Source organism: Pseudomonas sp. REB1044 (assembly GCF_038813925.1).
Lineage (GTDB): Bacteria > Pseudomonadota > Gammaproteobacteria > Pseudomonadales > Pseudomonadaceae > Aquipseudomonas > Aquipseudomonas boreofloridensis.
Window position 1 is genome coordinate 1,708,179 of record NZ_CP046139.1, and the last position, 14,627, is coordinate 1,722,805.

Genomic DNA, 14,627 nt, shown 5'->3' on the forward strand with positions numbered 1-14,627 from the left:
CTCAAACCCCCAGGTCCTGGCGTTGACGACGCAGGTGATCGGGCATGTCCTTGTACACGTCCTCGAACATCGAGGCGGCGCTGGGAATGTGGCCATTGGCAAGGGTGCCGAACTGCTCGGCCTCTTTCTGTGCCTTGACCACTTCGGCTTCCAGTTCGGCGCTGACGGCCTGGTGCTCGTCATCGGACCAGTGCCCCGCCTTGATCAGGTGCTGCTTGAGGCGGGCGATCGGGTCGCCCAGCGGGAAGTGGCTCCAGTCATCGGCAGGACGGTACTTGGAGGGATCGTCGGAGGTGGAATGGGGGCCGGCGCGGTAGGTGACCCACTCGATCAGGGTCGGGCCCAGGCCCCGGCGCGCACGTTCGGCGGCCCAGCGCGAAGCGGCGTAGACGGCGATGAAATCGTTGCCGTCGACCCGCAGCGAGGCGATGCCGCAGCCCACGCCGCGGCCGGCGAAGGTGGTCGATTCGCCGCCGGCGATGGCCTGGAAGGTGGAGATCGCCCACTGATTGTTGACCACGTTGAGGATCACCGGCGCGCGGTAGACGTGGGCGAAGGTGAGGGCGGTGTGAAAATCGGATTCAGCCGTGGCGCCGTCGCCGATCCACGCCGAAGCGATCTTGGTATCGCCCTTGATCGCCGAGGCCATGGCCCAGCCAACAGCCTGCACGAACTGCGTGGCCAAGTTGCCGCTGATGGTGAAGAAACCGGCCTCGCGCACCGAGTACATGATCGGCAATTGGCGGCCTTTGAGCGGGTCGCGCTCGTTGGACAGCAACTGGCAGATCATGTCCACCAGCGACACATCGCGGGCCATCAGGATGCTTTGCTGGCGGTAGGTGGGGAAGCACATGTCGCTGCGGTTCAGCGCCAGCGCCTGACCGCTGCCGATGGCTTCCTCGCCCAGGCTCTGCATGTAGAAGGACATCTTCTTCTGACGCTGGGCGACCACCATGCGGCTATCGAAGATGCGCGTCTTGAGCATGGTGCGCAGGCCCTGGCGCAGCACCTGCGGGTCGATGCCTTCGGCCCAGGGACCGACGGCGTCGCCCTGTTCGTCGAGCACGCGCACCAGGCTGCCGGACAAATCGGCGGTCTCGGCGGGTTCGACATCAATGGGCGGTTTGCGAACTTGACCGGCGTCGTTCAGACGCAGGTAGGAGAAATCAGTCTGGCAGCCTGGCCGGCCTGTAGGCTCGGGCACATGCAGACGCAGGGGGGCGTACTCGTTCATGCTGTTTACGCTCGCTCGAATATTGTTTTTGTGAGCTTTGCAACGATCGCCGCTGAGTGCCGGCTCGTGACTGGCAGGTCAGCGTTCCCTACATCTTAGAGGCTGGCTCGGAGAATATTTCTCTCAAGTTGATTGCCTTTGCCGCAGGGCGCAGATAAACATTCCGCACAACCACAAGAATCAGGTGAATTTGTCTCATGCGAAAACTCGATCGCACGGATATCGGCATTCTCAACAGCCTCCAGGAGAATGCACGGATCACCAACGCTGAACTGGCGCGCTCGGTGAACCTGTCGCCTACCCCTTGCTTCAACCGCGTCAAGGCCATGGAGGAGCAGGGCGTCATCCGTCAGCAGGTGACGTTGCTGTCGCCAGAGGTGCTTGGACTGGACGTCAATGTGTTCATCCATGTGAGCCTGGAGAAACAGGTGGAGCAATCGCTGCACCGTTTCGAGGAGGAAATCGCCGAGCGCCCGGAGGTGATGGAGTGCTACCTGATGACCGGCGATCCGGATTATCTGTTGCGTGTGCTGCTGCCCAGTATCCAGGCGCTGGAGCGCTTTCTCGACTACCTGACGCGCTTGCCGGGGGTGGCCAACATCCGTTCCAGCTTCGCCCTCAAACAGGTGCGTTACAAGACCGCCTTGCCGCTGCCCGCCAACGGCATGACCCTGCGTGAATAGGACGTAGCCGTCACCCTGCGCGGGGTGCTTGATATTTTAAACACCCCGGCCTATGTTGTGCCTGTCGCCGCTCGCGGCCAGCCAAAACAACAAGGATCTCTGTGATGACGACCCAAGGCCTGCGCTCTGCTGCCGAGCGCCTGACCGGCATCGACGAAATCGAATGCGTCACGCCCGACCTGAACGGCGTACCTCGAGGCAAGGTGATGACCGCCGAGGGTTTCCTTGAAGGGCGACGTTTGCAGATGGCGCGTGGCGTATTGCTGCAGTGCATCATGGGCGGCTACCCGCCGGCGAAGTTCTACGGCAGTGACGACGGTGATCTGGCACTGGTCGCCGACCCAAAACAGACCCACGTGCTGCCCTGGAGTGACCGGCCACGGGCGCTGGCGATCTGTGATGCGGTGGAGCTTGATGGCACACCCTCGCCGTTGTCCACGCGCGGCCAGCTCAAGGCGGTCATCGCACGCTATGCCGCCCTCGGCCTGGCGCCGGTGGTGGCCACCGAGCTGGAGTTTTTCGTCTTCGCCGCCAATCCGGATCCGCACCAGCCGTTCGTGCCGCCCCTGGGCCTGGATGGGCGTCGCGAACTGGGCCACTCGGCCTTCAGCATCAGCTCCAACAATGGCCTGCGGCCGTTCTTCGACGAGGTGTACCGTTGCATGGCGGCGCTGGGGCTGCCGCGCGATACTTTCATGCACGAGATGGGTGTCAGCCAGTTCGAGATCAATCTGCTGCACGGTGATGCCTTGCTGTTGGCCGACCAGACCTTCCTGTTCAAGCACCTGCTCAAGGAAGTGGCGCTCAGGCACGGGCTGACCGTAGTGTGCATGGCCAAGCCGCTGGCGCGCACGCCGGGCAACTCGATGCACATCCACCAGAGCCTGGTCGAAATCGCCACAGGTCGAAATGTCTTCAGTGATGAGCAGGGGCGGGCGACCGAGCGCTTCGCTCACTTCATCGGCGGACTGCAGGCTTGCATGGCCGACTTCACCGCGCTGTTCGCACCCAACGTCAATTCTTACCAGCGGCTGTGTCACCCATATGCCTCGCCGAACAACGCTTGCTGGTCGCAGGACAACCGCGCCGCCGGCCTGCGCATCCCGGCCAGCGCGCCCGTGGCCCGGCGCGTGGAAAACCGCCTGCCGGGGGCCGACTGCAATCCCTACCTGGCGCTCGCTGCCAGCTTGGCGGCTGGCCTTCACGGCCTGGAGCGCGGACTGCAACCTGCACCGGCCGTGCAGGGCGAGTTCACCGTGCCCGAGCACCTGAGCCTGCCGTGCACCTTGCATGCCGGTCTCGAACGCCTGCGTCGCAGCGCACTGGCGCGGGAACTGTTCGGCGAGGTGTTCATCGAAGGATACGTCGCTACCAAGCTGCTGGAACTGAGCGATTTTCTCGACGAGATAACCCCTGGGAGCGGCGGGTGCTGGCCGCGCAGGCCTGATCGAGACACGCCGTTCTGCGCCTGCGTCGCCGCTGGTTTTTTTTACGGCCAGCGGCCCATGAACGGTTCACAGACCTTATGCTGTCCAGCAGCACCATACCTGCCCAAGGAGCCCGCGGGGTCGCATGCGCCAGATCTGGAAGTCCTTTCGTTCGTTGTATTTCGCTGCGTTGATGATGCTGATCGGTTCCGGTCTGCTCAGTACCTACCTGGCCCTGCGCCTGGCCGCCGATCAGGTCGACAGCCTGTGGGTGGGTGCGCTGATGGCCGCCAACTATTTCGGCCTGGCATTGGGCGGCAAGGTCGGCCATCGGCTGATTGGCCGGGTCGGGCATATCCGGGCCTATGCCACCTGCGCCGGTATCGTCGGCGCGGCGGTGCTGGGACACGGCATGACCAACTACGTACCGGCCTGGATCGGCCTGCGGGTGATCGTTGGCCTGGGCATGATGTGCCAGTACATGGTCATCGAGAGCTGGCTCAACGAACAGGCCGATGCCAAGCAGCGGGGTGCGGTGTTCAGCGGCTACATGATCGCTTCCTACCTGGGCCTGGTGCTGGGTCAGTTGATCCTGGTGGTACACCCGGCACTGGGTCCTGAGCTGCTGATGCTGGTGGCCATGTGCTTTGCCCTGTGCCTGGTGCCGGTGGCCATGACCCGTCGAATTCACCCTGCACCGTTGCGGCCTGCACCCATGGAGCCGAAGTTCTTCATCAAGCGGGTGCCGCAGTCGTTGAGCACGGTACTGGGCGCAGGATTGATCGTCGGTGCGTTCTACGGTCTGGCCCCGCTGTATGCAGCGCGCCAGGGGCTCAGTACCGAGCAGGTCGGTCTGTTCATGGGCTGCTGCATCTTCGCCGGTCTCGTGGTGCAGTGGCCGCTGGGCTGGTTGTCGGACCGCTATGACCGTGCGCTGCTGATTCGCAGCATCTCCATAGGACTGGCCGTGGCGTCGCTGCCGCTGGCGATTCTGCCCAGCGTGCCCTTGGAGGTGTTGTTCGCGATGGGCTTCATCGTGTCGCTGCTGCAGTTCTGCCTGTACCCGCTGGCCGTGGCGTTTTCCAACGACCACGTGGAAAGCGAGCGGCGGGTGTCGTTGACGGCGATGTTGCTGGTGACCTACGGCGTCGGCGCGAGCATCGGGCCGCTGGTGGCGGGCGTGCTGATGAAGGTGCTTGGCGCGCAGATGCTGTACGCCTTCTTCGTGTTCTTCGCCTTGGTACTGGTCTGGCGCATACGGCCCAAAGCGGTTACCGGTCTGCACCAGGTGCAGGACGCGCCGCTGGGTCACGTCGCGATGCCGGCGGCGGGCTCGCCTTTGTCGGCGGCGCTCGACCCGCGGGTGGACGAGCAGACGGTTCAGGATGTGATGCAGACGCCGGTGGCGGCCGAAGACACCGAGGCCACCGAGGGCGAGATCGAGCATCCGGCTTCGGTCAACCCCGCTGTTTCCCAGGCGCCCCTGGACAAGTCAGGTTGAAGCGCATGGAACGCAAAAGGGCCGCTTGAGCGGCCCTGGCAATCCCGGCTAACGACGCGGAATCAATAATCGTCTTTGTCGAATCGCCGCGCTTCACGCTGCAACTGATAAACGAAACTCTCGACCTTGCGCTGGCCCTGGCCGCTGAGGTTGTGAAAGCGCAAGCCGGCAAAGGTGGTGTTGATGCGCTCTTCGAAGTGCAGGTGCCGTAGCTCCACCATCACATCGCTCAGGCCGAGCGGATTGGCAGCCTTGAAGCGTTCATAGACCTGACCCAGTTGCAGACGCTCCTCGACGTTGCCGTCGAAACGCAGCTTGCAACCGGTGGCGGATACGTCCAGCAGCTTGCCGCGCATGGCGCCGTTGCCTTTGAGGTGCGTGCCATCGAGGGTGATGTCGACCAGTTGCGACAGCTTCAGCGCAGCGCGGAAGGCGTTACGACGCTGGTGGTAGGTCATTTCCTGCGGAAGCGCGCCACGGTAGCAGCGGTGCCCATCGACTTCACCGAGGGTCAGCGAGGTATTGCATTCCCAAGCGATGCGTACCCCATCATGAAAGCCCTCGACGCGGAAAGGCTCGCCGTTTTCGATGAATCGCTCGCCATCACGGGGAATGAGCTCGTCCAGGGCCAGCACGTCGGCATCCCGGTCCACGTGAACCACGTAGCTCTGGAAACGCTGGCTGCGCTCGGGGAAGCTGATGATCAGCGGGTCGTGGCTGTCCATCAGTTGGCGCAGGTTGGCCGCAATTTCCAGCGCGGTGGTGAGCACCTTCGGTGGCTGAGGTGCATCGGTTTCAGTGAACACGGATTATCGATCTCCAGGCAAAGACGGCACACGCAAGTTACGGCATTTTGCCAGTATGATCCGTGCCTTGAACAGGACTATTAAACCTGGCTGATCGCCCGAGGCTTGTCCATGGGGGAGGTGGTGCCACGGCTGTCATACAGTGACGGAGAGTCGCCACCCATGAGGATTCTGATCTGATTGGCCGTGGCGTGCTGCTGCACCTGGATGACCCGACCGTTGGTCTCGTTGACCTTCTGGCAAGCGTCCATCAGGCCGGTTAGCACATCGAGCTGCTGGAGGATGAGCTCACCATTGACCGACTGCGCGGCAACGGCCTGCACGCCTGCCCGGTCGGCACTCAGGCCCAGCCCGTTGAGCAGGTGATTACGGCGCATGCCCTGCTGTTCGAGCAAGACGATCAGCGACTGCTTGCGGGCCAGGATGGTCTCCAGTACCTGCATGTCACGACCATGCAGGGCCACCGTCTCCTTTTGCAGGAGGTCGAGCAGTTCCTGGGTCGGCGCGATGTCGTCTTCGATCAGTTGCAGCAGTGTGGTGTCGTGCATGGCTGGCTCTGGGCTCTGGCGTCCTGTGAGTCAGCGCACCCGGGGGTTAGCGCTGAGCTTCGAAATCAAGCAGTTTGGAGGCGACACGGCCGGCATCGACCTTGTAGCTGCCATCGGCGATCGCTTGCTTCAACTGCGCCACACGGGCGTTGTCGACGGCGGGCTGATCGCGCAGCTTGTCGCTGATCTGTTGCAACTTCTGGGCCTCTTGGCTGAGGTGTACCGCTTCTCCGCTGACGCTGGCCGGCTTGCTGGTATCGCTGCTGGCCGCGGCTTTTTCGCTGTTGCCGCTGGCGCTCGTGCTGCGCACGCCGCCCGCTACGGACGGGGAGTTATTCAAACGACTGAAGTCGATGACCATGATCAGAAACCTCTGGGTAAATAGGACGCTTGCCTTTGTTTCGGCTAACCCGGAGCAAACTTTAGGCATAAAAGTTTTGCCGTCCGTCAGTACAGGCGCGCATCCCGATTTCTGACCCAGTTTAGGAAAGGCGGTTCCTTGCCGCCAGTCCCCCACCCGTTACATAGGCACCTCGACCTGGCCCGGTCCGATCACCGTGGCCTTGACCACCCGCTTGGAATTGAGGTTGCGCACGCGGATCTGCTCGGTCAGGCCGCCTTTGGCCAGCGCCTCCCCCGGCATTCTCACGCTCAGGCCGCCGCTGCGGGCGGTAATCACCACCTGGTCGCCCTTGCGAATCACTTCGGCCTGCTCCAACTGCTGCAAGGTGAGCACCTGGTCCATCACGGTGGGGCGCAACAGCTTCATGCCCACGGCTTGATCGAGGTCGCTGATGAACCCTTGGCCCAGGCTGCTGACGTCGCGCTCGCGCAGGGTCACGTCGCCTTCGCCGATCACGCTTTCGCGCTTGAGCGGGCGGGTCATCACCACCACGTCGCGCAGCAGCTTGACCTGCGCCGGCACGAACACGGTCCACGGCGCTTCGCCGTCACAGCGTACCCGCACCGTCACTCGCCCCAGTGGCTGTGCCGGACTTTCCAGCGAGGCGTCCAGCGACTGGCTGCACAGCGGCATGCGCAGGCGCGGGTCGAGGTTGTTGACCTGAATGTCATAACGCCCAGGGGTCTGCGTGCGGCTCAGATAATCTTCGACGGTGAACTCAAGAAACCCTTGGGTGACACCGATAAGCTGTTCAGGCAAGGTAAACGAATCCGCCAGCGTGCGAGCGCCGGACGCGAACAGGCAAGCGGTGGCCAGAAAAAGGGCCACGAGGCGTGTCGGTCGTCGGAAAAATGTCGTTTTCGTGTACATGGGCTCAAAAAAGCAAAGCCCGTGCCGACTTGTTGTCTAGCAAGCAGAAAAACATAAGGAGTCTGGCATGGCTGGCGTTATGGATTCGGTCAACCAGCGCACACAGCTGGTTGGACAGAATCGCCTGGAGCTGCTGTTGTTCCGTCTCAATGGCGATCAACTCTACGGCATCAACGTGTTCAAGGTGCGGGAGGTGCTGCAGTGCCCGGACCTGACCCTGTTGCCCAAGTCACATGCGGTGGTGCGTGGCGTGGCGAACATTCGCGGGGCGACCATTCCCATTCTCGACCTGTCGATGGCCACCGGTCTGCCGGGCCTGAAGGAAGAGACGCGCAACAGTTTCGTGATCATCACCGAATACAACACCAAGACCCAGGGCTTCCTGGTGCACTCGGTCGAGCGCATCGTCAACATGAACTGGGAAGAAATCCATCCGCCACCCAAGGGCACCGGCCGCGATCACTACCTCACGGCGGTCACCCGTGTGGACAATCGCATGGTCGAGATCATCGACGTGGAGAAGGTGCTGGCCGAAGTGGCGCCGTCGTCGGAGTCGGTCTCGGCCGGCGTGGTGGATGCCGAAGTGCAGGACAAGGCCGTGTTGCTGCGGGTGCTGACGGTCGATGACTCGTCGGTGGCACGCAAGCAGGTCAGCCGTTGTCTGCAGACGGTGGGCGTGGAAGTGGTCGCGCTCAACGATGGTCGTCAGGCGCTCGACTACCTGCGCAAGCTGGTGGATGAGGGCAAGCGTCCGGAAGAGGAATTCCTGATGATGATTTCCGACATTGAAATGCCGGAGATGGACGGCTATACCCTCACTGCCGAGATTCGCAGCGATCCACGCATGCAAAAGCTGCACATCCTCCTGCATACTTCGCTGTCGGGCGTGTTCAACCAGGCGATGGTCAAGAAAGTCGGCGCCGATGACTTCCTGGCCAAGTTCAGGCCGGATGACCTGGCCCACCGCGTGGTCGACCGGATCAAGGCGACGCACTGAAATTGTCGGGGGTTCGCCCCCGGCGCAAGCGATTGAAAAGAGGCGGCAGCATTGTCTACGGGTAATTTGGATTTCGAACAGTTCAGGGTCTTCCTGGAGAAAGCCTGTGGCATCCTGCTGGGCGAAAATAAGCAGTATCTGGTGTCCAGCCGTCTCAACAAGTTGATGGAGCAGCAGGGCATCAAGAGCCTCGGCGAGCTGGTGCAGCGCATTCAGACCCAGCCACGCAGCGGTCTGCGCGAGCAGGTCGTCGATGCCATGACCACCAACGAAACCCTGTGGTTTCGCGATACCTATCCGTTCGAGGTGCTCAAGAGCCGGGTCATCCCGGAGTTCATTCGTGCCAACCCGGGGCAGCGCCTGCGCATCTGGTCGGCGGCGTGTTCGTCGGGTCAGGAGCCGTATTCGCTGTCGATGGCCATCGACGAATTCGAGCGCAGCAATCTTGGCCAGTTGAAGATGGGGGCGCAGATCGTTGCCACCGACCTCTCCGGCGCCATGCTCAACAACTGTAAAACCGGCGAGTACGACAGCCTGGCCATCGCCCGTGGCCTGTCCCAGGAACGCCTGCAGCGCTACTTCGACCCGAAAGGCCCGGGCCGCTGGGCGGTCAAGCCGCCGATTCGCAGTCGCGTCGAGTTCCGCTCGTTCAACCTGCTCGACAGCTACGCGTCGCTGGGCAAGTTCGACATCGTGTTCTGCCGCAACGTGTTGATCTACTTCTCCGCCCAGGTGAAGAAAGACATCCTCATGCGCATTCATGCCACCCTCAAACCGGGTGGCTATCTGTTCCTCGGCGCCTCCGAAGCGCTGAACGGCTTGCCGGATCATTACCAGATGGTCCAGTGCAGTCCGGGGATCATCTACCAGGCCAAGTAATGAAAAAGCCGGTGTCGAAAGACGCCGGTTTTTTCGTTCTGCGCGATCACGTCAATTTTTTGGATTGCCGCCGTTGCCGCTGCGCTTTTGCCGCTTCGCCGCCATGAAGCGGAAACCCCTTGCCGCTTTTCTGGCAGGCCAAACCCCTCGCTAAAGGTTCAATGCCCGGCATTGCTGGGCTGTGGCGTGTTGGCACAGCCCTTGCTATATCTTGGCCAACGCAACGCAGGTCAACCTTCGAAGGTTCCCCGACATGAGCATCAGCTTCGACAACGCCCTCGGCATCCACGAAAAGGCATTGGGTCTGCGCGCCCAGCGCGCCGAGGTGCTGGCCAACAACATCGCCAACGCCGACACCCCCGGCTACAAGGCCCGCGACCTGGACTTCGCCTCGGTACTGGCCGGTGAGTCCGGCAAGCGCACCGAAGAGCGGGTGTCGTTGCAGCGCACCAACAGCCGACACATCGAGGCCGAAGGCATGGCGCTGGCCGACGACACGCTCAAGTACCGCACGCCGATGCAGCCGTCGATCGACCAGAACACCGTCGATGCCCATATGGAACAGTCGAACTACACGCAGAACGCCATCGACTTCCAGGCCAGCTTCACCTTGCTCAACAGTAAATTCAAAGGGCTGGTATCGGCCCTGCGCGGAGAGTGACCATGTCCCTTGCCAGTGTCTTCAATATCGCCGGTAGCGGCATGAGTGCGCAGAACACGCGACTGAACACCGTCGCTTCCAACATCGCCAACGCCGAGACCGTGTCCTCGAGCATCGACCAGACCTACCGTGCCCGCCACCCGGTGTTCGCCACCACCTTCGAGCAGGCGCAGAACGGCGGCAGCCAGTCGCTGTTCGAGGATCAGGGGCAGGCCGGCCAGGGCGTGCAGGTCAAGGGCATCATTGAGGACCAGAGCAATCTGGAGGCTCGCTACGAGCCCAACCACCCGGCGGCGAACAAGGACGGCTACGTCTACTACCCCAACGTCAACGTGGTCGAGGAGATGGCTGACATGATCTCCGCCAGCCGTGCGTTCCAGACCAACGCCGAGCTGATGAACACCGCCAAGACCATGATGCAGAAGGTCCTGACCCTGGGTCAGTGATCACGGAGTGTAAGACATGGCCACGAACCTCAATGAAGTCCTCGCCAATTCGGGCGTGAGCACCACTGGCAACACCAAGAAGAACACCACCGAGTCGACCGACAAGAACGCGCTCGGCAAAGATGCCTTCCTGCAGTTGCTGGTCACCCAGATGCAGCACCAGAACCCCCTCGACCCGCAGGACAACAGCGAGTTCGTCTCGCAGTTGGCGCAGTTCAGCAGCCTGGAGGGCATCCAGACCCTCAACCAGTCGGTCAATGGCATTACCAGTGCAATGGGTTCCTCTCAGGCCCTGCAGGCGTCCTCGCTGGTCGGTCGCTCGGTGATCGTGCAGAACGACAAGGCCATGATCGACCCTAGCAAGAGCCTCAATGGCCAGGTGGTGGTGCCGCAGAACATCGACAACGGCAAGATCACCATCAAGGACAAGGACGGCAACGTGGTCAAGACCATCGACCTCGGCGCGCAGAACAAGGGCAATGCCGACTTCATCTGGGACGGCACCAACGACAAAGGCGAGAAGGTCGCTGCCGGCAACTACAGCTTCAGCGCCACCACCACCGTCGATGGCAAGGACCAGCAGATGTACACCCTGCTGCCGGCCACGGTCACCAGCGTCACCGTTGCCGGTGCAGGCGGCGAGATGATGCTCAACCTCGCCGGTATCGGCAAGGTCGGCATCTCCAAAGTACAAACCATCGGAATCTAAGGCCGGTCTGTTCGGCAGAAGGAGCACTACATGTCTTTCAATATCGGCCTTAGCGGTCTCTACGCAGCCAACAAGCAACTGGACGTCACCGGCAACAACATCGCCAACGTCAACACCACCGGCTTCAAGTCGTCGCGCGCCGAGTTCGCCGACGTCTATGCCGGCGCCAACCGTCTGGGCGTGGGCAAGAACCAGATCGGTAACGGCGTGCGCCTGGCCGCCGTCTCGCAGCAGTTCACCCAGGGTGACGTGAACAATACCGGCAACGTGCTGGACATGGGCATTCAGGGCCAGGGCTACTTCGTGCTCTCGGACAACGGCTCGCTTAGCTATACCCGTGCCGGTGCGTTCCGCACCGACAAGAACAGCAATGTGGTCACCTCCGACGGTTTGAACCTGCAAGGCTACGCCGCCGACAGCACCGGCAAGATCCAGAAGGGCATCCTCACCAATCTGAAGATCGACACCTCGGCACTGGCGCCCAAGGCGACCACCCTGATCGATCAGGGCATCAACCTGAACTCCTCCGCCGACACCATTCCCCTGGAAGTGTCCAACGGCGCTACGCCGCCGGTGATGGTGCCGAACAAGCCGTTCGACCCGGCCGATCAGACCACCTACACCAAATCGTTCCCGACCAAGGTCTACGATAACCAGGGCAACGAACACACGATGGAGCAGTTCTATCGCAAGACTGGCACCAACGAGTGGACCATGTATACCTTGGTTGATGGTCGCAACCCGCTCGATCCGACCAGTGCCGCGCCGCTGACCGGTACAATGGAATTCAATGCCGACGGCAGCATCAAGGCCATGGCCACCGACAACACCGGCGTGCCTGCCGCGAACTGGAGCGTGACCAACAACACCTTCAGCCTCAAGGGCTGGATCCCGGCGTCCAAGGACGCCTCCGGTAACTGGGCGAGCAACGGTTCGAGCGGCAACACCGACGGCATGCGCCTGTCGATGAACAGCACCACCTCGTACAACACCGAGACCGCGCGCATGTCGCAGAGCCAGGACGGTTACGCCACCGGCATCCTGTCGAGCCTGTCGATCGACTCCTCGGGGGTGATGTTCGCCAGCTTCAGCAACCAGCAGTCGCGTGCAATCGGCCAAGTGGCCATCGCCAGCTTCGCCAACGACCAGGGGCTGCAGCAGATCGGCGGTACCCGCTGGAAGGAAACTTTCGCTTCCGGCATTCCGGGTGTCGATGCGCCGAAGACCGGCACCCTGGGTTCGGTGGAGTCCAACTCCCTGGAAGCCTCGAACGTCAACCTGACGCAGGAGCTGGTCGAGCTGGTCAAGGCGCAGAGCAACTACCAGGCCAACGCCAAGACCATCTCCACCGAAAGCACCATCATGCAGACCATCATCCAGATGACCTGATGGTCTTCGGTCGAGCGTAGTGATCCGAGCCCCTTTGCCTTGAAGGGGCTCGTCGTTTGTGCAGGAGTGATCATGAGGAAAGTCGCAGTCGCGCTGCTTGCCGGGCTGTGCCTGCTGCAGGCCCAGGCCGGCACCGCGCCCTGGTGGCGCTGGGAGAGTCAGGTAGACGGACGTCTGGTGTGCTCGCAGTGGTCGCCAGGGGAGGGCTGGAAGCGCTTCGCCGGGCCCTATGACAATGGCGGATGCCGTGACCGCTGAGGGCGGCTTCGCGGCTCTCGAACTTTTGGCACCCCCTTGCCACCGGCGGCAAAGCCGCGCCGGATAACCGACATCCAACCACTGCTCCGATCCCTCGAAAGCCCGTGTTCACGGGCTTTTTAGCGAATTCTGGAAAGTTGGTTCGGAACTTGCTTTACAGCCTGCACAGCAACGGTGAGCGGCAATCGATCGCCAGTGCAGCGGAGGATGACTGTGGACAAGATGCTTTACGTCGCCATGACCGGCGCCGCCCAGAACGCGGTGGCGCAGAAGGCGCATGCCAACAACCTGGCGAACGTTTCCACCAATGGCTTTCAGCGCGACCTGGAACAGGCGCGTTCGATGCCCGTGTTCGGCGACAGCTTTCCGGCGCGTGCCTTCGCCATGAGCGAGCGGCCCGCCACTGACTTCAGTGCAGGCCCGTTGATCGAAACCGGTCGTGACCTGGACGTGGCGGTCAGCGGCAACGGTTTCATGGCCGTGCAGGCGCCGGACGGCAGCGAAGCTTACGTGCGCACGGGCAGCCTGAACATCGACGCGCTCGGCGTGCTGCGTGCCGGCAATGGCATGGCGGTGATGGGCAACGGCGGACCGATCGCCATTCCGCCTGAGCAGAAAGTCGAAGTGGGTGACGACGGCACCATCAGCATTCGCGCCATGGGCGAAGATCCGCGGGTCATGGCCGAAGTGGACCGCATTAAGCTGGTCAATCCGGACATCAAGGCCATGCATAAAGGCCTGGATGGATTGATCCACACCAACAGCGGCCAGCCGGCCGATGCCGATGCCAACGTGCGCGTGGTCTCGGGTTTCCTTCAGGGCAGCAACGTCAATGCCGTGGAAGAAATGACCTCGGTGCTGGCGCTGTCCCGTCAGTTCGAACTGCACGTCAAGATGATGAAGGCCGCCGAAGAAGGCGACCAAGCCATGGCTCGGGTCTTGCAGCTCGGCTAATTACCTTTGAACGGGTGCCGTAAAACAGGCGCACGAGGAGAACACTGAATGCTTCCGGCTCTTTGGGTCGCTAAAACCGGCCTCTCCGCACAGGACACCAACCTGTCGGTCATCTCCAACAACCTGGCCAACGTCTCGACCACTGGCTTCAAGCGCGACCGTGCCGAGTTCCAGGACCTGCTGTACCAGACCAAGCGTCAGCCTGGCGCCCAGTCGACCCAGGACAGCGAGCTGCCGTCGGGTCTGCAGGTCGGTACCGGTGTGCGCGTCGTCGGCACCCAGAAGAACTTCCAGACCGGCAGCCTGCAGACCACCGAGAACCCGCTGGACCTGGCCGTCAACGGCCGGGGGTTCTTCCAGGTCCTGCAGCCTGATGGCACCGTTTCCTATACCCGTGACGGCACCTTCCACCTCAATTCGGACGGCCAGATCGTCACGGCCAACGGTTTCGCCCTGGAGCCTGCCATCGTCGTGCCGCCGGAGGCGCAGACCTTCACCGTCGGCCAGGACGGCACCGTGTCGATCACTGTGCCCGGTAACCCCGCCGCGCAGATCATCGGCAACATCCAGACCGCCGACTTCATCAACCCGGCCGGCCTGCAGGCGATCGGCAGCAACCTGTTCTTCGAAACCGCCGCCAGCGGCGCGCCGCAGGTGGGCACCCCGGGTCTGAACGGGCTGGGCACCACGCTGCAACAGACCCTGGAAAACTCCAACGTCAGCACCGTGGAAGAACTGGTGAACATGATCACCACCCAGCGTGCCTACGAGATGAACTCCAAGGTCATCTCCACCGCCGACCAGATGCTGTCGTTCGTCACCCAGAAACTCTGAGCCCTGGCTCTAGCGACCCGGCTGCCGT

At 62.3% G+C, this 14,627-nt stretch carries 16 protein-coding genes and 1 pseudogene; 12 read left to right on the top strand and 5 right to left on the bottom strand.

The window, feature by feature from the left end; translation table 11 throughout:
* Position 1 precedes the first annotated feature (1 nt).
* Positions 2-1,234 (bottom strand): 3-methyl-2-oxobutanoate dehydrogenase (2-methylpropanoyl-transferring) subunit alpha, encoded by a 1,233-nt coding sequence (locus GKC70_RS08125; protein WP_039579006.1) that lies wholly within the window; start codon positions 1,232-1,234, stop codon positions 2-4.
* A gap of 197 nt (positions 1,235-1,431) precedes the next feature.
* On the opposite strand from GKC70_RS08125, the gene bkdR reads away from it, so the two are divergent.
* From bkdR to GKC70_RS08140, 3 genes and pseudogenes are all read left to right on the top strand, one after another.
* Positions 1,432-1,917, top strand: coding sequence for a Bkd operon transcriptional regulator BkdR (gene bkdR / locus GKC70_RS08130; protein ID WP_039579003.1), 486 nt, complete (start codon positions 1,432-1,434; stop codon positions 1,915-1,917).
* Positions 1,918-2,123: 206 nt separating this feature from the next.
* A pseudogene (locus tag GKC70_RS08135) lies at positions 2,124-3,364 on the top strand (glutamine synthetase family protein).
* 125 nt (positions 3,365-3,489) lie between these two features.
* The gene (locus tag GKC70_RS08140) at positions 3,490-4,845 is read left to right on the top strand and encodes an MFS transporter (protein ID WP_342651018.1); all 1,356 of its coding nucleotides are present in this window, start codon (positions 3,490-3,492) and stop codon (positions 4,843-4,845) included.
* Between the two features lie 62 nt (positions 4,846-4,907).
* Here GKC70_RS08140 and GKC70_RS08145 read toward each other — a convergent pair whose 3' ends face one another.
* From GKC70_RS08145 to flgA, 4 genes are all read right to left on the bottom strand, one after another.
* A complete protein-coding gene (locus tag GKC70_RS08145; protein ID WP_342651019.1) occupies positions 4,908-5,651 on the bottom strand; it encodes a flagellar regulator YcgR PilZN domain-containing protein in 744 nt (247 codons plus the stop codon).
* Between the two features lie 80 nt (positions 5,652-5,731).
* The gene (locus GKC70_RS08150) at positions 5,732-6,199 is read right to left on the bottom strand and encodes a flagellar protein FlgN (RefSeq protein ID WP_304483253.1); all 468 of its coding nucleotides are present in this window, start codon (positions 6,197-6,199) and stop codon (positions 5,732-5,734) included.
* 46 nt (positions 6,200-6,245) lie between these two features.
* Positions 6,246-6,560, bottom strand: a complete 315-nt coding sequence (flgM, locus tag GKC70_RS08155; RefSeq protein ID WP_039578995.1) for a flagellar biosynthesis anti-sigma factor FlgM — start codon at positions 6,558-6,560, stop codon at positions 6,246-6,248.
* A 159-nt stretch (positions 6,561-6,719) separates the two neighbouring features.
* Complete coding sequence (gene flgA / locus GKC70_RS08160) at positions 6,720-7,472, bottom strand: flagellar basal body P-ring formation chaperone FlgA (RefSeq protein WP_039578992.1); 753 nt, start codon at positions 7,470-7,472, stop codon at positions 6,720-6,722.
* Between the two features lie 67 nt (positions 7,473-7,539).
* Here flgA and GKC70_RS08165 point away from each other — a divergent pair, with 67 nt between their 5' ends.
* From GKC70_RS08165 to flgG, 9 genes are all read left to right on the top strand, one after another.
* Positions 7,540-8,469, top strand: a complete 930-nt coding sequence (locus GKC70_RS08165) for a chemotaxis protein CheV (protein ID WP_317872321.1) — start codon at positions 7,540-7,542, stop codon at positions 8,467-8,469.
* 51 nt (positions 8,470-8,520) lie between these two features.
* Entirely contained in the window at positions 8,521-9,348 is an 828-nt protein-coding gene (cheR, locus tag GKC70_RS08170) for a protein-glutamate O-methyltransferase CheR (protein ID WP_029612439.1), read from the top strand.
* A gap of 253 nt (positions 9,349-9,601) precedes the next feature.
* Positions 9,602-10,009 (top strand): flagellar basal body rod protein FlgB, encoded by a 408-nt coding sequence (gene flgB / locus GKC70_RS08175; protein ID WP_029612438.1) that lies wholly within the window; start codon positions 9,602-9,604, stop codon positions 10,007-10,009.
* Between the two features lie 2 nt (positions 10,010-10,011).
* Positions 10,012-10,455, top strand: coding sequence for a flagellar basal body rod protein FlgC (gene flgC, locus GKC70_RS08180; RefSeq protein WP_029612437.1), 444 nt, complete (start codon positions 10,012-10,014; stop codon positions 10,453-10,455).
* 16 nt (positions 10,456-10,471) lie between these two features.
* Positions 10,472-11,164: a flagellar hook assembly protein FlgD gene (flgD, locus tag GKC70_RS08185; protein WP_342651020.1), complete on the top strand. Its 693-nt coding sequence runs from the start codon at positions 10,472-10,474 to the stop codon at positions 11,162-11,164.
* 30 nt (positions 11,165-11,194) lie between these two features.
* A complete protein-coding gene (flgE, locus tag GKC70_RS08190) occupies positions 11,195-12,553 on the top strand; it encodes a flagellar hook protein FlgE (RefSeq protein WP_342651021.1) in 1,359 nt (452 codons plus the stop codon).
* Between the two features lie 72 nt (positions 12,554-12,625).
* A complete protein-coding gene (locus GKC70_RS08195) occupies positions 12,626-12,811 on the top strand; it encodes a hypothetical protein (protein ID WP_039578985.1) in 186 nt (61 codons plus the stop codon).
* 213 nt (positions 12,812-13,024) lie between these two features.
* Entirely contained in the window at positions 13,025-13,765 is a 741-nt protein-coding gene (locus GKC70_RS08200; protein ID WP_039578983.1) for a flagellar basal body rod protein FlgF, read from the top strand.
* Positions 13,766-13,813: 48 nt separating this feature from the next.
* A complete protein-coding gene (gene flgG, locus GKC70_RS08205) occupies positions 13,814-14,599 on the top strand; it encodes a flagellar basal-body rod protein FlgG (RefSeq protein ID WP_029612435.1) in 786 nt (261 codons plus the stop codon).
* Positions 14,600-14,627: the final 28 nt, after the last annotated feature.